This is a genomic window from Scytonema sp. NUACC21 (genome assembly GCF_054684315.1).
In genome coordinates this window covers 280,760-301,677 of record NZ_BAAFZH010000105.1, presented here as the reverse complement: position 1 = coordinate 301,677, position 20,918 = coordinate 280,760, and the positions used below count along the sequence as shown (strand labels likewise).

Annotated in this window: 16 protein-coding genes; 6 read left to right on the top strand and 10 right to left on the bottom strand. The window is 42.8% G+C overall.

Annotated elements, in window-relative coordinates; translation table 11 throughout:
- The coding region (alaS, locus tag ACYRY3_RS37855) for an alanine--tRNA ligase (RefSeq protein ID WP_460206881.1) at positions 1-2,174 on the bottom strand (2,174 nt) is incomplete at its 3' end.
- A 288-nt stretch (positions 2,175-2,462) separates the two neighbouring features.
- On the opposite strand from alaS, the gene ACYRY3_RS37850 reads away from it, so the two are divergent.
- Entirely contained in the window at positions 2,463-2,672 is a 210-nt protein-coding gene (locus ACYRY3_RS37850) for a heavy-metal-associated domain-containing protein (RefSeq protein WP_460206878.1), read from the top strand.
- Positions 2,673-3,454: 782 nt separating this feature from the next.
- The gene (locus ACYRY3_RS37845; protein ID WP_460206877.1) at positions 3,455-4,486 is read left to right on the top strand and encodes a GGDEF domain-containing protein; all 1,032 of its coding nucleotides are present in this window, start codon (positions 3,455-3,457) and stop codon (positions 4,484-4,486) included.
- A gap of 3 nt (positions 4,487-4,489) precedes the next feature.
- On the opposite strand, the gene ACYRY3_RS37840 is transcribed toward ACYRY3_RS37845, so the two are convergent.
- The 3 genes from ACYRY3_RS37840 to purU form a co-directional block, all read right to left on the bottom strand.
- Complete coding sequence (locus tag ACYRY3_RS37840) at positions 4,490-5,179, bottom strand: ATP-dependent Zn protease (RefSeq protein ID WP_460206876.1); 690 nt, start codon at positions 5,177-5,179, stop codon at positions 4,490-4,492.
- A 211-nt stretch (positions 5,180-5,390) separates the two neighbouring features.
- Positions 5,391-5,618 carry a bromodomain-containing protein gene (locus tag ACYRY3_RS37835; protein ID WP_460206875.1) on the bottom strand — a complete coding sequence of 76 codons (228 nt, stop codon included), beginning with the start codon at positions 5,616-5,618 and terminating at the stop codon, positions 5,391-5,393.
- 78 nt (positions 5,619-5,696) lie between these two features.
- On the bottom strand, positions 5,697-6,551 hold the full coding sequence (purU, locus tag ACYRY3_RS37830; RefSeq protein WP_460206874.1) for a formyltetrahydrofolate deformylase: 855 nt from the start codon (positions 6,549-6,551) through the stop codon (positions 5,697-5,699).
- Positions 6,552-6,729: 178 nt separating this feature from the next.
- Here purU and ACYRY3_RS37825 point away from each other — a divergent pair, with 178 nt between their 5' ends.
- Complete coding sequence (locus ACYRY3_RS37825; protein ID WP_460206873.1) at positions 6,730-7,002, top strand: hypothetical protein; 273 nt, start codon at positions 6,730-6,732, stop codon at positions 7,000-7,002.
- Between the two features lie 270 nt (positions 7,003-7,272).
- Here the strand turns inward: ACYRY3_RS37825 and ACYRY3_RS37820 are convergent, their stop codons facing one another.
- The 4 genes from ACYRY3_RS37820 to ACYRY3_RS37805 form a co-directional block, all read right to left on the bottom strand.
- A complete protein-coding gene (locus ACYRY3_RS37820; protein ID WP_460206872.1) occupies positions 7,273-7,887 on the bottom strand; it encodes a DUF4340 domain-containing protein in 615 nt (204 codons plus the stop codon).
- A gap of 82 nt (positions 7,888-7,969) precedes the next feature.
- A complete protein-coding gene (locus ACYRY3_RS37815) occupies positions 7,970-9,748 on the bottom strand; it encodes a Gldg family protein (protein WP_460206892.1) in 1,779 nt (592 codons plus the stop codon).
- 263 nt (positions 9,749-10,011) lie between these two features.
- Positions 10,012-10,824: an ABC transporter permease gene (locus tag ACYRY3_RS37810; RefSeq protein WP_460206871.1), complete on the bottom strand. Its 813-nt coding sequence runs from the start codon at positions 10,822-10,824 to the stop codon at positions 10,012-10,014.
- Complete coding sequence (locus ACYRY3_RS37805) at positions 10,825-11,838, bottom strand: ABC transporter ATP-binding protein (RefSeq protein WP_460206891.1); 1,014 nt, start codon at positions 11,836-11,838, stop codon at positions 10,825-10,827.
- 139 nt (positions 11,839-11,977) lie between these two features.
- Between ACYRY3_RS37805 and ACYRY3_RS37800 the strand changes: the two genes are divergently transcribed.
- Together ACYRY3_RS37800 and ACYRY3_RS37795 are read left to right on the top strand one after the other, a co-directional pair.
- Positions 11,978-13,489, top strand: coding sequence for a DUF1565 domain-containing protein (locus ACYRY3_RS37800; protein ID WP_460206870.1), 1,512 nt, complete (start codon positions 11,978-11,980; stop codon positions 13,487-13,489).
- 68 nt (positions 13,490-13,557) lie between these two features.
- Entirely contained in the window at positions 13,558-14,307 is a 750-nt protein-coding gene (locus ACYRY3_RS37795; protein WP_460206890.1) for a hypothetical protein, read from the top strand.
- A 4-nt stretch (positions 14,308-14,311) separates the two neighbouring features.
- On the opposite strand, the gene ACYRY3_RS37790 is transcribed toward ACYRY3_RS37795, so the two are convergent.
- Both ACYRY3_RS37790 and ACYRY3_RS37785 read right to left on the bottom strand, forming a co-directional pair.
- Positions 14,312-15,736: a hypothetical protein gene (locus tag ACYRY3_RS37790; protein ID WP_460206869.1), complete on the bottom strand. Its 1,425-nt coding sequence runs from the start codon at positions 15,734-15,736 to the stop codon at positions 14,312-14,314.
- Positions 15,737-15,765: 29 nt separating this feature from the next.
- Positions 15,766-16,218, bottom strand: coding sequence for a hypothetical protein (locus ACYRY3_RS37785; RefSeq protein WP_460206868.1), 453 nt, complete (start codon positions 16,216-16,218; stop codon positions 15,766-15,768).
- A 225-nt stretch (positions 16,219-16,443) separates the two neighbouring features.
- Here ACYRY3_RS37785 and ACYRY3_RS37780 point away from each other — a divergent pair, with 225 nt between their 5' ends.
- On the top strand, positions 16,444-20,838 hold the full coding sequence (locus tag ACYRY3_RS37780) for an nSTAND1 domain-containing NTPase (protein ID WP_460206867.1): 4,395 nt from the start codon (positions 16,444-16,446) through the stop codon (positions 20,836-20,838).
- Positions 20,839-20,918: the final 80 nt, after the last annotated feature.

Here is a 20,918-nt window from a genome sequence, read left to right as displayed (position 1 = left end):
ACTTTAAAGCGATCGCTCAAATCCTTAACAACTTTATCCCGAATATTCAGGTAATCTAAAATAGCCGAACCAGAGACAGCTTCAATCCGCCGAACTCCAGAAGCTACGCCAGATTCAGAGATAATTTTGAAAACCCCTATCTCTGCTGTATTGCTGACATGAGTACCGCCGCAAAGTTCCATTGAGACACCAGGGAAGTCAATCACGCGCACTTGTTCGCCGTACTTTTCTCCAAACATAGCAGTTGCACCTCTTGCTTTTGCTTCTGCTAAGGGCAAAATTTCCACTTTGGCAGAGTGAGCTTCAGCAATCCAGATATTGATCAGTTCCTCAACTTGCTGCAACTCTTGTGCTGTTAAAGGACGCGGACAGTTAAAGTCAAACCGCAATCTGTCAAAGGATACCAGCGAACCAGCTTGAGATATTCCTTCATCGACAACTTTCTTCAACGCCGCTTGCAGCAAGTGAGTTGCAGTATGGTTGGCTTGGACGCGACGACGACAAGAAGGATCGATTTGGGCGGTCACCGTATCCCCAACTCGGAGAGTTCCGCGTTCAATCCGTCCAAAGTGAACAAAGAAATCAGATTCTTTCTTAACGTCGTGAATCGTGACGAGAATACCATCGCCGGATATATAACCGCGATCCCCAATTTGTCCCCCCGACTCAGCATAAAATGGAGTTTGATTGAGGACAATTTGTACATCTGTTCCAGCCTCTGCTTCTGGTTCCGAGACACCACCTACCAATAACGCTTCAACTACAGATGTTGCTGCGCTTTGGGTGTAGCCTAAAAATTCTGTAGCGTGAATGTGTTCGGCGAGGTTGTCGAGAGAACTCTGCACAGTTAAATCGATGGTTTCGTGGGCTTCTCTACCACGTTGTTTCTGCTTTTCCATTTCCACCTCGAAACCCGCCTCATCAATTATGAGGTTGTTCTCAGCAGCAATTTCTTGAGTCAGTTCTACAGGAAATCCATAGGTATCGTACAAAGTAAAGGCACTTTCACCGCTTATTTGGGTTTCGCCTTTGCTTTTAACTTCAGCAATAATATTTGCAAGCAGTTCTTCACCCCGCTGCAAAGTCTTGAGGAATTGAGACTCTTCTCGTTGCAATTCTGCTTTGATGGCTGCTTCTCGCTGTCGCAAATTGGGGTAAGCTTGCTCGGAAATACCGATAGCGGTTTCAGCCACTTGAATCGTAAATTCACCTTGAATTCCGACCAATCGCCCGTGTCGCACAACTCGACGAATCAGGCGGCGCAGCACATAACCCCGCCCCACATTAGAGGCGCGGATTTCATCAGCAATCATGTGAACGATCGCTCGAATGTGATCCCCGATAACTTTTAAGGAGACTTTGGTGTTTTCATCAACTTTGGTGTAGTCAATCCCAGCAATTTCTGCTGCTTTTTTAATAATGGGAAAAACCAAATCGGTTTCGTAGTTGTTGGATACTCCTTGGAGAATCTGTGCCATTCTCTCCAAGCCCATTCCCGTGTCAATGTTCTTGTTTGCCAGCGGTGTTAAGTTACCCTCAGTATCCCGGTTGTACTGCATGAATACGAGGTTATAAAACTCAATAAAGCGGGTGTCGTCTTCTAAGTCAATACTATCGTCACCCCGTTCTGGGTGAAAGTCGTAGTAAATTTCCGAACAAGGTCCACACGGACCCGTGGGACCGGAAACCCAAAAGTTATCATCTGCGCCCATGCGTTTGATCCGCGCTTCGGGTACGCCAATTTTATCCCGCCAGATTGCAAAAGCTTCGTCATCTTCCTGGAAGACACTGACAACCAAACGTTCCGGAGGCAAATTAAAGACTTTTGTTGACACCTCCCAACCCCAAGCGATCGCTTGTTCTTTAAAATAATCTCCAAAACTGAAATTACCCAACATTTCAAAGAACGTATGATGCCGTTTGGTGCGCCCGACATTTTCGATATCGTTGGTGCGGATGCATTTTTGAGAAGTTGTAGCACGCTTGAACTCTGGTGTGCGCTGTCCCAAAAATATAGGTTTAAATGGTAACATCCCCGCGATTGTCAGCAGCACGGTTGGGTCTTCTGGCACGAGAGAGGCACTAGGAAGGATTTGGTGTCCCCGTTGGGCGTAGAAGTCGAGGAATTTTTGGCGAATTTCGTTACCGCTGAGGTACTGGGGATTTACAGACATAAGCTCTTACAAGTATGAAGTATTAAGTATGAAGTATGAAAGGGGGAAGCTGGGGAACCAAATTATACTACATTGTAGTATAACTAATATTTCAGGCTTTGCCCTTTGTTCTTTATGCTTAATTTTACGTTTATATATTTTTGCATTTTGTTTCAATTTGCGACCACACCATTTCAGATTCTGCCGCAATAGCTTAACCTCCTAACTTTGGTAGGATGAGTGAGAGCGTCCGCGATTTCTAAAATAAAAGTTGGAAAAAAACTCAAAATTCCCCTATTGAGGTAAATTATGGCGTTAAAATTGAGTGTTCCAAATATTTCCTGCGAGGGTTGTGCAGAAACGATTACTAAGTCTATCCAAGTCGTAGAACCAGATGCCAAGATTGATATAGATGTCAAGGGTAAGACTGTAACTGTGGAAGCGAAAGCTTCTGAGGAATCCATAAAACAGGCAATTGTTGCAGCTGGTTACACTATTGAGGGCTATCAAGCAGGCTAAGGGTTGAGGATGAAAGATGAAACTTTCCGTACTTCACTCATCTTTCACATTTAAACTAGCGTTCCTACCACTACCGCCCCAAAAAATTTTCTGCTAACCTTTGTTTTCCTTGTCAATGCAGATAGGTTACTGGGGGTGGTTTTTCTTTTATCGGAATTTTTAATAAATTATGTAGAATATGAAAAAATTGAGTCCGTAAAGTTTCTGAGTTTTTACGGAAAAATTCGGAAGGATGGAAACTTCTTGTAATAAGGATACAAACAAAAATCAAGATTCTACTGATGTGAGAAGTTCATCTTCAATGTATCAAATAGTTTAACTGTTTCATTTTGCATAAACTAGTGGAATCGCTTGAGGAAATTCTAGTACACATCGGTGCAAATAAGGCTACCATTACACGCTTGTTGTCAAGCTGGCAGTATAAGCCTGTTAATTTCATCCAAATGCCTTCATACTTCTCCAGAGGAGACGCTACGCGAACAGCCTTTTTGTACTAGTCATATCTTTATACTTCCATAATATTTTCAGTATTTATACTGCTTAAGATAAATTATTTTATAGGAAACGAAAGGTATCAGAAATTGAAACAACAGCAATTGTAGTTATACAAGTAAAGTAGGATGAGGTGGAAATTTAAAAAATTCATGTTTTAGCTAAGTGTGGCATCAAACAGTGTATTAACACTCCCTCATCAGATGTACAACTGTAAAGCAGTAATCGCAAAGAGCCGGAAAAAGTTAAATTTTATACCTTTAAAGTAGCAATGGGGAAAAAGTAAAGCAATGAATTCCATACTGATCTTTGGAGGTGATAACTTTCTCGCTCAACTTCCAAAGCATATTCGAGATACATCCTCTTATAGCATAGAACTCACCAGCAATTTCGAGCGGGCGGTTTCTTGTATCGAAAGTACTCTACCGGATGTTTTACTGGTGCAGGCTAGTTGGGATGACAGTATGAAATTATGTCATTGGTTAAAAGAACAGCCAGAGTTATCCTGGATTTACTGTATCCTGATTGAAGATCGTCCCCAATTACTGATGCTTAAAAATACCTGTAGTCAGGATTGGGAGTTGGAGATGACATCTTATGCATTACAACAAGGAGCAGATGCATATATCTGGCATATACACACGAGTTATGGCGCGTCTCCAAAAGAGGAAACGGCTCACGAGCGCTTGTTACTTGCTCATTTAAGTTTAGGTTTGCGTAAAGCACAAAAGTACCGAGACTTAGTGAAAACCAATGATTTACTCTCAACCATTGCGCGATCGGATTCCCTTACAGAACTGAATAATCGCCGTGCATTGGAGTGGGATTTACCCAGGCAAATTCAAAAAGCCCGCACTCATGGAATTCCACTTTCTTTGATTATTTTAGATGTAGACTATTTCAAAAAAGTGAATGATACCTACGGGCATTTGGTAGGGGATGGTCTTTTACAGTTACTGTGTAGGCGTCTGCGTCAAAATCTACGATTTCAAGACACTCCTTTTCGCTATGGTGGAGAGGAGTTTGTGATTGTTTTATCAAATACAGGTTGTGATGAAGCCCTTGGTGTAGCACAGCGTCTCAATCGTGTCGTTGCCAATGAACCCTTTGCAATCAATAACAAACTATCTCTAAACATTACAATCAGCTTGGGAGTCTGTTGTCTGCGAGCCGAGGACGATCCCAAGGGACTCAGCCTCCTTTATCGCGCCGATCAACATTTGTTAGAGGCGAAAGCGGCTGGGCGCAATTGTGCGATCGGTTGCAGTGGTCATACACTTTATCATGCTGCACCGCGTCAAACTGTTTCTGTTTCTGGTTAGTGGTTAATGGTGAAAGCTTTGGCAAGACTCAATCACACGATGACACTCTGCTACGGAAGCCCGTTGTCGCATGGCATTGACTAAGGCTTGATATACTGACCAATTTTCTTGAAGTAGGGTTTTTGCTTGGAGGAGGCAAAAGCGTTGTTTGAGATCGACATTGGTTCTAGAAAATCCCAAGCTTGTTAAAACTCCTGCTAGCTTGCTTTTATCGTCGGTACCTCCCTCAGCATTGTTGTAAACCAAGCTTTCTGCCGCAACACCCGCCATCCAAGTCGTGCAATAACGATCCAGCATTTGAGCGGTTATTTTACCTTGTTCCAGTTGAGAGGCTAATTCGCCATCATTAAAACTGACACCACCTTGTCCCGGTTGTTTTTGTTTTAGGGCTTCCCAAGCACTGAGGGTGTAACCAATGACTGGAATTCCCAACAGGTAAGCAACGAGAAAGTGCCCTGCTTCATGGTGAAGGATACGTTCTCTGTGTTCGGGTGAAAAACCAGCCATCCAATCTAATAAAAGATTGCCACCTTGCCCTTGCAAACTGAAAGAATCGAAAGTGGCTATTCCCAAAACGGTAAAGGTTACGAGCGCTGGGATTGTAGGCGACAGGTGAATTAATGGACCCAGCAAGGTGGACATAGTTATAGCGAAGACGGATATTGCTATGAGATTCAGGGCTGTTTTGCTCATACCAAGGTCAGGTCACGTAGCGTAATATTTCTTAACTCTTTTCTAATATTATTATGCGCCGATATTCGTAAATGATACATTGAGTTAAGAGTTTTATCTGGAAGTGGGGGATTGCTTGCTTCTTAGATACTGGTGACGTACCTACGTTAACCTGGAATCAGGCAGTGTCGGTACGTCAAGATTGTACGATATAAGTGAAGTTACCCAGCACTTACAACAACTCATTGTCCTCACTTTCGGCAGGAGCTGCATGAGGGAGTGTAGAACGATCCTCATCCATAGTTTTAGCAGGAACACCTAAATGCTTGCGTGCATCTTGTTCTGCAAGTTGCCAATCTTTTTCGCTAGTAAATTGCCCCTTATCCAACAGATGTTGACTGCTTGCTGCTTGGTCTCGGGTTGGTGGATAACCGTTTTTCCACTTGTACTTAAAGTCCATAACCAATCATACCTTAGCTACAAAGTTTCATTTAATCTAATGAATAGACTGACTAACTAACCTCCAACTGTAGGTAGGTTATTCAAATACGACTGTTCTATTTCTATAAACCAAAACACGGTTTTGCAAATGCAAACGGACTGCCCTAGCTAAGACAATTCGCTCTAAATCCTTTCCTTTTCTTATCAAATCTTCAACTTCATTGCGGTGGCTCACTCGCACAACATCTTGTTCGATAATGGGTCCTGCATCTAAATCATCAGTGACATAATGTGCAGTTGCTCCAATAATTTTGACACCTCGTTCAAAAGCTTTATGATAGGGATTGGCTCCAACAAAAGCTGGTAAAAATGAGTGATGAATATTAATGACCTGAGGAAATTCGTTAATAAATTCTTTACTAAGAATTTGCATATATTTTGCTAGGATAACTAAATCAATTTTGTATTGATTTAATAAGTTGAGTTGTTGGGCTTCCTGTTCTCGTTTATTATCCTTACTAATTGGGATGTGGTGGAAGTCTATGCCAAATTGCTCCGCTACAACTTTTAGATCGGGATGATTGCTCACAATCAGAGGAATCTCAGCAGTAAACTCTTTTGCACGTTGTCGCCAAATCAAATCAAACAGACAATGGTCTTGTTTGCTGACCCAAATAGCAATGCGGGGAACAGTATCAGAAAAGTGGAGTTCCCATTTGGCTTGCAAAGGTTGAGCTATGGCGTTAAATGCTGGTGCAATCAGGTCGCGGGGCAAATTGAATCCCTCTAACTGCCATTCAATGCGGGTGAGAAACAAACCAGCAGCGAAGTCTGTATGTTGATCTGCATGGATGATATTACCACCATAGGTGTAAATAAAGTTGGCAATTTTCGCTACAAGTCCCCGTTGGTCTGGGCAAGATATAAGCAATGTTGCTGTAGGACTAGTCATTATGAGTCATGCTAAGACATAATTAAGGTGGCAAGTAAAAACAACAACAAAAAGGATTGTTGATTAGTTTTCATTTCTTTTAATTAATCCCTCCGGAGAATAATATCCGAATGGCGTAGTTGTAAAACAGAGAGACTGCTACACTCAGTTTTATTGTTATCTATAAATTTATATTATTATGATACAAACACTTCTCCTCGATTTAGCAATTATATTTTACCTATCTATGGCTTACTGTTTTTTCAACAAATGGCTGGATTTTTTTATAGCAGATAAAGAAATGAGTCCAGAGGAAAGATTTTTTTCTTTTACTATTTTGGTTATCTCCACTATTCTATGGCCAGTCATAGTGCCTTTTGCATATTTAGAAGTTTTAAAGTTTCATCAGAAGCATAAGGAAGTTATTGATTCATTGCTAAATTCATCGAAATCTTTAGTGCAGGATGATTAAAAATGAATTTCTTTCCCATACAGGATTTGCTATTTTAAACATAACATGAGTTAGGCGATCGCTGAAACATATTGTTTGTTGGGTTTGGTTTTTGCACCTAACAAATGTACGGTTGTGTTGGGTTTCGTTCCTGATTTTTTCATCATTCATCCTTCATACTTCATACTTTATAAAGTACCTAACAAATTTACGGTTGTGTTGGGTTTCGTGACTCAACCCAACCTACGTTTAACTTATTTTTTTCATCCTTTATCCTTTATCCTTCATACTTTATAAAGTTGGACTCGGCTGAACACTTGGTGTAGGTTGTTTGTTGCTGTTATCTGTTGTTTGTTTCCATTCTGAAAGATTTCTCTTGACAGCATTTTCAAAATCCGTTGAGACTAACAGCACATTTATATTCCCCTTTGCTTGAGTGGATGGATCGGCTTGAGCATAAAGGAAACGACGGTTGAAGTCAGGCTGGCCCAAAATAAGCTGATGTTTTTGTTGATTTTTTAGTTTGATATAGATAATCGCTTGGGGTTGATCTAAGCCAAATTCTGAAAGCTGATTATTTGAAATAGATATAGTGCGATCGCTCGTACCTTCCACCAACAAATTCATCAAATAACCTACAATAGGGTCACTGGTTGGTGCAACTTCAGGAGATTTCATTAACCATTTAGATACTTCAGATTTACCACTGCGTTCCAAATTTATAGTCTGATTTTGAGCCTTGATTGTTAAAGATTGAACATCATCTGCTTTAAAAGAGAAGATTGGCTGCTTGTTGTTCTGAACTTCCTCCTGCTGTGATGTGCCTCTAATTTCATGGAAGTAGACAAAAGCCCCTAAACCTAGTGCTATCAATAGTAAAATTAAAGTCGTTCGCTGTAGTTTCATAAACTTAGTAAGTAGTTAATAGTTAGTGGTTAGTGGTTAAACATACTAACAAATAACTACTAACCACTAACCATTCTGAAAATTATCGTCGTATCCACCAGAGAAGAGCAGCTGCTAATAACCCTATCAGCGGTAAAACAAATAGAGATGATATCTCTAAAAGATTGGCTTGTGCTGTTGTTAGGTTAATGCGACGGTTACTTGCTTCTTTGGGGCTAATCGAAAGGGGCTGTCTATCTTGTTGGCTCAGCCATGTAACTGAGTTTAAAAACACATCTTTGTTGAGCTGTTGTTCAAACAAGTTATTCACAGCAAAAGCTGAATTTCCTATCACCACCATCCGCGATTCAGTGGGGGATGGAGTGAGGGAGGGAGTGGGGCTTGCTTGAGTTGTGGGTGATGGCGTAGCAGTGGGTGTAGGAGTGGGGGTTATCTTTGCTTGAGTTGTGGGAGAATTTGTAGGTGTTGGTTTGACGTTGGGAGTAGAACTAACCTGAGTTCCTGGTGTTGGGGATGCTGTGGGTGTAGGAGTAGGACTAGCCTTAGTTGCCGGTGTTGGGGATGCTGTGGGTGTAGGAGTGGGGTTGGGTTGAATTTGAGGTGCAGCAGTTAGTTTTCTTCGCAATGCAACACCTAATGTCAGAGGTCCCTTGCGATCGCTTTCTGGATTAAACTTCAAGTCCTCACTTTCAAGATCGCTTTCTGCCCAACTATCGGGATAGGGTTTAGTTATGAGTAGGGGAGAAACTTCGACACCAGCCACGGGTACTGTGTCAATTGGTCTTGCTAGAGGATAAAAAGAAATGCCGTTGCCAAAATCTTTGGTAATAGGGTGTTTTCCATATTCTCTAACAAGGGGAGCAGCAGGACCAAGGCCTACGCTTCCAGAGACATCAACTGCCAAACGATTATCTAGCTTTATACCCCATTCAGCAAACAAACTGTTGAGTTTGGGATCGATACTTGGGTCAATCATCAACAGTAAATTGCCACCTCGGTTGAGGTACTGTCGCAAAGCATTAACTTCACTTTCAAACAGACCTCGTTTAGGACCAGCAATAACGATAATAGTAGCATCTTGAGGAACACTAGACTTTTCGGCTAGATTCAGTGGTGAAGTCGTATAACTTCTGTCACCTAATGATTTGATTGCTTGTGATATTCCTTCTTCATTACCTGAAAGTTGGTGTTCGCCGTGACCTTGAAGGAAGTAAACTTTAGCCGAATTAAAGTTTGTGATTTGTTGCAAGCTATTTGTCAGTTTCAATTCTGACAAAGGTTCTTGCGGAGCTACCACCTGTACCAACTGTCTTTTATCGCCAGATTCCAGGTAAACTTCTCCATCTTCTTTGACACCAAATTTGCGTGTTAATCCCGGTCTAGCGCGTGGATCGACGTACTCAAATTTAAACTTTGGGCTTTGTCGGCGGTAATTTTCCAGCAAATCGCGATCTTGGGGATCTTGATTGACATTAAACACCCATACTTTTACAGGTACTTCCAAGGAACGCACCAATTCTCGTGACTGAGGGGAAAGAGTAAACAACTGGGTTTCAGTTAAGTCAGCCCGGAAGTTGTAGCGAGTTCCTAAAAAGTTAACTAACCCCAAAATTGCCAATACTGCTAAAGTAGCAAATAGGGCATTAGTACTAGCTTGAGTGGAACGCCTTCCCCACCAATTATTCTGTTGGCTTTGCCACACCAGCCACAACCCAATGATGACAGTTCCCGTAATGATAAGTACTAGTGGGATGGGTCCCCAATTTTCCGCTACAAACCCAGCTGTTAAGCCCGCAGCTATCAGAAACGGACCCAACCAAACTAAATATTTCCAAAGTTTCTTTTTAGCAATAGTTTTCATTTTTTTAATCACTTGTCCTTGGTCATTTGTCCAGTGTTATTTGTCCTTGGTCATTTGTTCTCGATCGTTTGTCCAGTGTCATTTGTCTTTACTAATGACCCTCCTTTGTATCTCAGGAGCGGAGACACTAAGCGCAAAGCGCATGCTCCGCGATGCTGTAGGCTATGCCCGTAAGGGCTATAGGCCAGTTCACTCTTGTTGGGAAACTCGCCTACAGGACTGGACTCACTCATGACTAATGACTAATGACTCATGACTAATGACTATGAACGTTGGAATCGGAGTGCATCAATTGATTGGGCTGTGAGAAAAATTCCCAGAATGATGTAACTGGCAAACACAATCAAGCTGCTGGTATCAAAAATACCTTGTACTAGGGTATTGTAATGTTTCAGCAATGATAAATGCCCTAATGCTTCTCCCAGAGAACCACCAATATTTTTGGCAATTAAATCTAGAAATAGCAGTAATAAAATCAGTGCAAAGGTTAGTACTGCAGATAAAATCGTGCTGTCTGTTAGAGAAGAAACAAACATTCCTAAGGATAGGATTGCTGCTGCTAGTAAGATTAATGCTAAATGACCGAGTAGGGGAATTGTTGGTGGTATGGGCGGATTTGATGCACTTAATGCGATCGCTTCCAAAGCTAACATAGGAAGAACCATTGTCGTAAAAAATGTTAGCACTCCTAGTAATTTACCGACAGCTACTGCCCAGTTTGTAATTGGTGATGTGGCTAAAAGTTCCAAAGTGCCGCGCTTGCGTTCTTCAGCATAAAGCCCCATAGAGAGAATCGGCAGCACAAACAGTAACAGCCAGCCCATTCTGTCCAAAAAGGCACGCACAAATTCGTAAGGAACATCTATTGGTGGAACAGGGACTCCCAATTGTTGCCCGCGTAAATCATAGGCAGCAACCGTTGGCAGAATACCCTCCGGACCCATCAAAATGAGTACGAAGAACAAGCCGGATAAAAACCAAAAAACGCCAGCGACAGCATACGCTAAAGGCGATACAAAATAGCTCTGTAGCTCTCGGCGATAGATAGCGATAATATTACCTAGTACTACACCCATTTATGCTGCTTCTTCCTCCTTGGCTTGTGCTGTTTCTGTTTCTGTCTCCAAAGTCTTTTCTTCTGTTGTTAATTGTAAAAAGACATCCTCCAGAGTAGCGCTAACACGTCGCATTTCATATAAACCAAATCCCGCACGCACTAACGCCGATGCAATCGCCTCACCCGGTTCAGCTCCCGGTTGCGATATCACTCGCAGGTACGTTCGGTTAGTTTTTAAGTCATGATGACCGGGCATTGCTACTGTAGGAACTGATTCTACCAAACCCACACCAGGTATGTTTTGCAACATTTGTTTGGCGAGGGTTGCTTCTCCTTCAATTTCCAATTCATAACCAGATCCTTTTGTCAACTGTGCCATTAAAGTTTCTATTGTATTGGTTGCTACGACTTTACCGCGATTGATAATTGCTACGCGGCTGCAAGTCATATTCACTTCTGGCAAAATGTGGGTGGACAGAATAATCGTATGGTTACCAGCGAGATTTCTAATTAAATCTCGCACCTCAATAATTTGTCGGGGGTCAAGTCCAACTGTAGGTTCGTCCAGAATAATGGCTGGTGGATCGTGAACAATAGCTTGGGCAATCCCGACTCTTTGACGGTATCCTTTAGAAAGTTTGCGTATGATGGTGTGATGCTTGTCTTCTAAGTTACATTTTTTCAGTGCTGCTTTGATTTTTTCTGCGCGATCGCCTGCCGGAACTCCTTTAATTCGCGCTACAAAGTACAAAAATTCCTCAACCGTCATTTCAGGGTATAACGGGGGTGTTTCAGGTAAATAGCCAATTTGTTGGCGTACTGCTAAAGAGTTGTCATGGACATCAAAGCCAGCAATCCGGGCGGTACCACTTGTGGCGGGTAAATATCCAGCCAAAATCCGCATGGTTGTTGTTTTACCAGCGCCATTTGGTCCTAAGAACCCCAAAATCTCTCCCTTCTCCACGTTAAACGTGACATCAGTAATTGCCGGGGTAGAACCGTATACTTTACTTAAGTTTTCAACTTCAATCATTCCTACTGCCGAGTACAAGTGATAGGGTTTCAAACCATGATAAATCACAGATATCAGTTATCAGTTATCGGTTCTCACTGTTCACTGTTCGCTGTTTACTGTTTACTGATAACTATTCACCGTTCACCGTTCACTGATAATGGTTCACTCTACTCCTGTTGCCACACTCTATGTTGACCCAGTGATGGGAAATGATGCCAATTCTGGAACTCCGTCAAACCCCTACAGAAGTCTAACCCGTGCCCTAAAAGGAACTCCATCACCCAAGATAATTCAACTTGCACCAGGAACTTACAGCACTGCAAGCGGTGAAATTTTTCCGCTTGTCATTGCCGATGGTGTGATGGTAGTAGGTAACGAAGCAACTAAAGGCAAAGATATTTTGATTTCCGGGAGTGGCAAGTATCAAAGCCAAGGTTTTGGCGTGCAAAATATCACACTGTTGTTGCTTGGTCATGCTCAATTAATGGGTGTGACTGTCACAAATCCAATGGCTAAAGGAACTGGGATCTGGATTGAATCTACTTCCCCCACTTTGGCTAACAACACTTTTACAAACTGTGGGCGCGAAGGTGTGTTTGTTAGTGGAACTGCTAAACCAAAAATTCTAGATAGCCTGTTTCTGCAAAATGCGATTGGTGGTTTAGTGATGGCACGCAATAGCAAAGGCGAAGTGTTGCGAAATGTTTTGCAAAAAAACGCTTTGGGCATAGCAATTAGCGATCTGGCTGCCCCTTTAGTCGCTTACAACAAAGTATTAGAAAATCGTACCGGAATGGCTCTCTCGCGAGATGCCCATCCCGTGTTGCGTCATAATATTTTTGAAAAGAATATTCAAGAGGGTTTATTAGTAAATGGTGAGGCAGTTCCCGATTTAGGTAGTCCTCAAGACCGGGCTGGGAATATTTTTCGCGATAACGGTCAATGCGCTCTTCGCAACGCCACATCTAAAAAGTTGGTTTCAGTGGGTAATCAATTAAATCCGACCCAAGTCAGAGGGCTTGTGGATTTTATTGCTGCAATAGAAGATCCTGCTACATTGGTGTCAGTCAGTACGAGTTTCACTGATATAGCTGGTCATTGGGCAGAAGCGTTTATTCAAGCACTGGTCAACCTAGGCTTAACTGGCGGTTTTGCTGATGGGACTTATCAACCGGATAAACCAATGACTCGCGCTCATTATGCAGCTTTAATTGCAGCTGCTGTTCATCCCGCCCCCAAACGCCAAGTTCTTGAGTTTACCGACGTACCAAAAGATTATTGGGCTTATAACGCCATCCGCATTGCAGCGCGGGGTGGCTTTGTCAGTGGATTTAGCAATCGTACCTTTCGACCAGAGCAAAATGTCTTGAGATTGCAGGTTATAGTCTCCCTAGTCAGTGGGCTTTCTCTATCTGCAAGCTATAACGACGCTTTGCTTGGCTATAGCGATCGCAATACCATTCCTGAATCTGTTCGTACCGCAGTTGCCACAGCGACCAAAAATAAAGTTATTATTAATTTTCCAGATACCAAGCAACTTCAACCGAATCGAGAAGCAACACGTGCTGAAGTAGCAGCGATGGTTTACCAAGCATTGGTTGCGATAGGGAGAGTACCTGTTATTCATTCGCCCTATATCGTTTCTCTTCCCATATTAGAAGTAGAATGAAAGACACCTGTTTATGTACTGGGATACGCTTGGCAAACACAACTCTAGCTCAAAATACGACAGGCTATATGAGAGGGGAGCAAAATTTAAGCCTATTGCCAGAAGTCGATAGTCAGATGTTTACTCCAGCCCCGGTAACCTTTGCCGACTTGGCAATAGCCTTATTAATTCACTATAGTTTTGACCTCAGTGGCTATAGCGCCGTTGAGCTAGTAGAACTTTGGCAAAAGCAGTACCCAGGAAACTGGTTGCATTTAGCTGTAATTGAGGCACTATATCAAGGGCGATACAAAGCAGTTTCAGTGCAACAAATCTTAACTTGCTGGCAAAGGCGAGGACAGGCAATCTTTCATTTTAATATGGAATTTGAACGCTTGATTTGCAGCAAATTTCCCCAAAACTTAACCGCCCTTCCAGTATTACCCCCAGCCCCCGCTTCCACTACAGGACACGAGGAGCAAAGACAGTGGGTGACAGAGCTACCAGCACCGCAAACGAGTTTTCCATCGCCAGCAAGTGGTGTTGGGGTGACTTCCATTGAAACCAGTAGTGGTAAAGTATCTGTTGACACACAAATAAGGGAACACGAAGAAATAGCTTTATCTGCCCATTCACCTATTTGTCTACAAACTCACCAAGAGGATAATTCCCTCCCAGTTACAACAAACAATCCTCCCATCGAGCAGTTCACTCCAGAAACACAGGTAGGTTCGGAGTCTTTTACATCAAAATTAAAAGCTATTTCCTATGAGACATTACCTTCTAGAAGACTGGTAACCGGTCGTGTTCGCACTCGGGTTCGCTATGAGAATGACTAAAAGCTTAACGCGATCGCAATTGAGCTACCAGCCAAGCCCACAAGCGAATTCCCAACCAAGTTAATACCGCGGCTAAAATAGCTGCACCAACACCATATATGAGTGGAATCGCTGGTTCAAACCACCAAGTTTTTGAATTTCCCAGAGATTTGGCAAGGACAGTCCTAACTGGGTCAGTTTTAGCCTCACCCAATTTTTCTAGAGACGCAACCATCGAACCAGCTGCCAATCCCACACCCACGATAGCGACAGTATCTTGGAAGTTTTGACCATTTTGGGCTTGACCAACTTCCACCTCGGCTCGAATAAAGTTGACTGCTATCTCTAACATTTGCAAGCCTTTACTGAGATTACGATCGTCCTTTTGTAATTGTCTCAGGTATTTTTCTTGTCCCTGTTGGCTAAATTTATTCAAAAACTTTAAGTCATTTTGAATTTCCCTTGTACTTAACTCTTCCAGTATTGTCTTCAAACGCTGGGAGTAATTATACAAATTGACTTCAATAGTATTACATTGATAATCCAAGTAGTTTAAATCAATTGCATATTGAGAAAATAAGTTTTCGGCTTTATCTAAATTTTGCTGTAGTTGCTTTAAGGTAATTTTTTCTGATTCTTTTTTTCTTAAGAGTAAGACATAATTTTGAATATCAATAAAATCTTTTTTCAAATATGTCTTTAGCTTCCGACTTTCATTATAAGCCCAAATTATTTTACTTCTATAACAGAAAAAACGCAGCCAGTCATCAATCAAATTACCTGCTTTTTCCGCAGTTTTTGTATCGGGATAAATTACGATGATAACATGATGATTATCCTCTATTCTGTCTTCAATCGTTGCTGGAGTTTCCAAATTTATAGAATTAGATTGCCAGAGTTCAAAAATATTGCCTCCCAAAATATTGCCTTTCCCTTGGAGGTTTTTTTCCCAGCTAGCTTTAGGAATTAAGGCATGGTAGCATTCTTTAGCAATGGCTTCGGGATTTTGGCTAGAATTTATATCTGGAACGGTACCAGAAATTAGCCAAGTCTCACCGAGATTAGCGCTCTGGTAATTAATGCTTTTGTAAATCAGGTTTCGCAAAGTTTTGATGCTACTAACTGAATAAGGAGACGTTTTATCTGCAACCGAACAATCTACCAATAAACCATAGGTATCGCTCAATCGGACTGGGTAATAATAACCTTCATAATCTTGAGATTCTAAATTTAAACTGACAATTTGTTTTTCACCAAGTAATTCAAGAAACTCAGCGTCTGATTCTGCTTTAAAATCCTCATCCTGTTCTAAAACCAGAGAATGAATACTAGCTGGAAGTTTTTGAAAAAACAAATCCCGATTTTCTAGAATTTTTTCGTAATTCTGTCCCAGAGCATCTCGCAGATCGTAGAGAAACAAATCGATAGTGGGGTACAGTAGATGAGCCATGAAACTGGTAAATATCCTTTTAAAAGCGGCTAAAGATTTTTTTGAATACGCTCAAGGAAGCTGAGCTTTTTAGCTTCCTCCGTGGGCTCTTCGCTTCTTAAAATAGGGACAACAATATCATTAATAATTTCATTGTTGTTATCAGCTTTGGCAAACTTTGGAGGTTTGGCACCACGTACTTCACGGTGATTATCATTTGCTAGCTCCTGTGGCAGCTCGCCTTGATTGGGTAATAAGGAAACGAGTCGAGCGCTGTCCATAAGATCGAGCTTGGCTTTACTTGCTTGATATCGTTGATATAACGAGATATTCGCCGAAATTACCTTCATCAAGCGTGCTTCAATGTCATGCCAGCGTTGAGGAAAGTCGAGAGCAAGTTGATCCCCAATGGTTTCTAACTCAGCAGTTTCAAAAGGAGTCAAAGTGACATCGAAGTCCTTGAGAGCCAGTAGTAGAGCTAGTAAAGTTGTGTTAGCAGACATAAATACAAAAATCTTAAGAGGACAAGAGTATCAAAGTTAATAAATGAATAAAATAAAGATAAAGTAAAGCACAACTACGAATAATGGTCGATAGATTCATGCCTACGTGTAGCCAAAATATAGTAAAATACCTATACGGTATGCAAAGCATATACAATTCGTTGTAAAGCTATTCCGGAAAATTTGTTAAGACAAAAACTGCCATCCTTCAGGTTTTGCCCGTGCATGGGTACCATTACAGCGGGGAACGAGGGCGCGAACAAATTAAACAGCAACCTGAAATTTACTTTTGTTATGAAGCGGGAAGCCTTAGTAGTTGGTATTAATCGTTATCCTTACATGGGACATCTCTCGCAACCAGCAAAAGATGCGGAGGCAGTAGCACGGCTTCTAGAGGAATATGGCGACTTTGAGGTGCAGCGATTGCCTTTTCACCCAGGGATGCGGAAAGTAGATCCAAAAGGCTTGGTAGATAAACCAGAGCTAGAAGAAGCGATTAAGCGGCTTTTCCAACCCAAAAGCAGTATAATTGCTAACACGGCATTAGTCTATTTCGCGGGTCATGGTTTACTTAAGCAGGCGCAAGAAGAAACACAAGGTTTCTTAGCTACAAGTGAAGCAGATCCAACATATGGGAAATGGGGTATTTCACTGAAAGATTTACGGGGGATTTTAGCAAATAGCCCGGTGAAGCAACAGATAGTCTGGCTTGATTGCTGCTACAGTGGCGAGTTGTTGAACTTTACGGAGACAAACTTATCTAAAACACAAAAAAAACGCGATCGCTGTTTCATTGCTGCGGCTCGCGAGTTCGAGGTAGCATACGGGCAGGAATGTGGAGAATATGGAGAACTGACGAGTGTACTCCTACAAGGTCTTAACCCAAATCATAGAGAAGATGGTTGGGTGACTAACTACACGCTGACAGATTTCGTTGAACAGGCGATGAAAAAAAATGCTCCTCAGCATCCTGTTTTTAGCAACTCTGGTAGCGAAATTATCCTGACTGGCATAAAAGGAGTTTACGGTAAAATCTGCCCCTACAAAGGGTTAGAATGTTTTGACTTCAATCCGGAAGCACCAGAACAAGCAAAAGACCCTGATTTTTTCTATGGGCGATCGCACTTAACGAAGCAGCTCTTGGACAAGGTAGAAAATAGCAATTTCTTGGCAGTACTGGGGGCATCTGGGAGTGGCAAATCTTCTGTTGTGAGAGCTGGGTTACTCTATCAATTGTACTTAGGTGAGAGAATACCAAATAGTACGCAGTGGAAAATATACAAACCCTTTACTCCTGGCGAGCATCCGCTACAGAGTTTAGCAGAGGTATTTTTGAAGCCTACAGTCACCCCAGAAGAATTTATCGAGCTGATTGCAAGTGTTAAAGCTCCTCGCGTAGTGCTTGTGATAGATCAGTTTGAAGAAGTTTTTACCCTCTGTCAGAATAAGAACGAGCGGCAGGAGTTTTTTGAATGCTTGATGGCTGCAGTCGATCGTCTGGGGAATAAACTTTGCCTGGTGGTGATTATGCGATCGGACTTCCAAGGCAATTGTGCTGAGCAGGAATATGCGGGATTAGTCACAAAGATTGACCGGAATCTGGTGAGAGTTATGCCAATGAAGCCAGAGGAATTACGGGAAGCAATTACTCAACCAGCCGAACAGGTGGGGATCGCAATTGAGAACCCACTGGTTGATAAGATGATTGCTGATGTGAAAGGAGAAGCCGGCGGCTTGCCCCTGTTGCAGTACGCACTGACAGAACTGTGGAAACAGCGACCTTTAAAGAGGTGGACTCTGTCAGATTATTATGACATTGGTGGGGTTGAAAAGGCGCTGGAAAAACGAGCGGATGAAGTGTATGAATCTCTTTCAAACGAAGAGCAACTGGTTGCCAAACGAATTTTTTTGGAACTCACTTATCTGGGTGATGTAGCAAACACTCGCAGACGGATACACAAACAAGATTTGGTCAACAGACAGCAAACTAACACTCCTCTGCTGGAAAGGGTAATCCAAAAGTTAGCTGCACCAGAGACACGATTAATCACCACAGACAAAGGGTCAAAACCCGGTGATGTCATTTTAGATATTGCCCATGAGGCTCTAATTCGCTACTGGCAGAAGTTGCACGGCTGGGTAAGAGAGTACCGGGCAGCAATGGAGATAGAACGCAAGATTGAAGCAGAAGCTAAAGAATGGGAGAAAAGAGGCAAGCCGGACAATTACCTTTTGCAAGAAGCTAGATTGGTTGAAGCTGAGGATTACCTGGAAAATTACCGTCATCTTGGTTTGTTGGATAGTATAGCCCTAGAATTTATTGAGGAAAGTCAAAGACGCCGTGAGATTGAGCGACAAGAAAAAGAAAGGGTTGCTTTTTTAGAACGTACACTAGCTGAAAAAGAGCAGGCACTGATTGAAGCTACACTTCCAGAGCAAGCCGAAAGAGTTTTGAGTTTATTACCAACGCAACCTTCAAATGCCCTCAAACAATCTATAGAGTTAATGGGTCAGAATTTAGAGAAACTACCAGACAAAATTCTCACTTCAATTCAGACCAATTTATTAACTGTAATGAACACAGTCCGCGTGTCCAACAGATTCTGGGGGCATGAAGGTTCTGTTGTGTCCGTTGCTATCAGCACTGATGGCAAAACGATTGTCAGTGGCAGTGATGACGGCACAGTCAGGTTGTGGGACAACATTGGTAACCCCATCAGCCCACCATTGCGCGGGCATCAGGGTTACGTTAGCTCCGTTGCCATTAGTATCGATGCCAAGATAATTGTCAGTGGCGGTAAGGATGGGACAGTACGCTTGTGGAATAATGGGGGCAATCCCATTTGCAAACCATTGCTTGGGCATCAAGGTTGTGTCAGAACCGTTGCTATGAGCAGCGATGGCAAGATAATTGCCAGTGGCGGTGATGACAAGACGGTGCGCTTGTGGAACAGTGCTGGCAATTTTATATGCAAACCGTTACGCGGACACAAGGACTATGTCAAAGCTCTTGCTATAAGCCCTGATGGCAAGGTAATTGTGAGTGCGGGTGCTGATAACACGGTACGCTTGTGGGACAGTACTGGCAATCTCATTAGCACACCGCTGCACGGGTATAAAGATTATCTCATATCCGTTATCCTTAGCGCTGATGGCAAGATGACGATCGTCACTGGCAGTAAGGATGGAGTTGTACGGTTGTGGGACAGCGCTGGCAATCCCATTGGTAAACCCTTGCGCGGACATGAGGCTTACGTCAATGCTGTTACCATTAGCACCGATGGCAAGATGATTGTCAGTGGTAGTGCTGATAACACAGTGCGGTTGTGGGATATCTCTGGCAATCCTATCGGCATACCTTTACGCGGGCATCAGTCTTTTGTCAATGCCGTTGCCATCAGCAGCGATCGCAAGATAATTGTCAGTGGCAGTGATGACAAAACAGTACGGTTGTGGGATGTCTCTGGCAACCTCATTGGGGAACCTTTGTGCGGACATGAGGATTACGTCAATGCCGTTGCCATCGGTAGCGATGGTAAGATAATTGTCAGTGCAAGTGCTGACAGTACGGTACGGTTGTGGGACAGCACTGGCAATCCCATCGGCAAACCTTTAAGGGGGCATGAGGATGATATAAATGCTGTTGCTATCAGTAGCGATGGCAAGCTCGTTGTCAGTGGTGGTGCCGATAGCACGATACGCTTGTGGGATAGGACTGGCAAACCCATTGGTAAACCCTTGTGCGGGCACGAGCGTTCTGTCAATTCAGTTGCAATTAGTGCTAAAGGCAAGATAATTGTGAGTGGCAGTGACGACAAGACTGTACGCTTGTGGGACAGCATCGGCAGAAGCATTGGCAAACCGTTTCGCGGGCATAAGGGTTATGTTAAATCCGTTGCCATCAGCGCTGATGGAAAGACGATTGTCAGTGGGGGTGCTGACAGTACAGTGCGTTTATGGGACACTGCGAGCAACCCCATAAGCACACCGTTACGCGGGCATGAGTATTTTGTCAATGCCGTTGCCATCAGCGCTGATGGAAAGATGATTGTCAGTGGCGGTGCTGATGGTACAGTACGTTTGTGGGACGGCGCAGGCGACTCCATTGGCGAACCGTTGCGCGGGCATGAAGGTTCTGTGATATCCGTTACTATTAGTGCTGATGGGCAGATGATTGTCAGTGGTGGTGCTGATGGCACTGTGCGATTGTGGGACAGCACTGGCATTCCTATTGGCGAACCGTTGCGCGGACATGAGAGTTCTGTCATATCTCTCGTTACTAGTGTCGATGGGAAGATGATTGTCAGTGGCGGTGCTGATGGCACTGTTCGCCTGTGGCGTGGCGGGTGGCGGGCATGGCTCGAAATTTGCTGTCAGCGTTTCATCTACCATCTTATTTCAGAAAATCCGGAAATTGATTTGACTCAAGGCACCTGTGGCATCCGTCTAGAAGAAATTTTGAGCAATGCAGATTTAGCGCTAATTTTAATAAGGCAAGGTAACGATTTGGCACGATTGGGACATTTTGACAAAGCAATTGTTAAGTTTCAGCAAGCTGTTGAACTAGACTCGACCCTCAATCTCAATCCCCAAATTGCAGCCCAATGCTGGCTGCGCTAAATTTGCGCCACCTAATACTTCAGATTATACTTTCCAGGTACCATTCAAAGTCAAAAATATAAGCCATACTGGTTAAAACA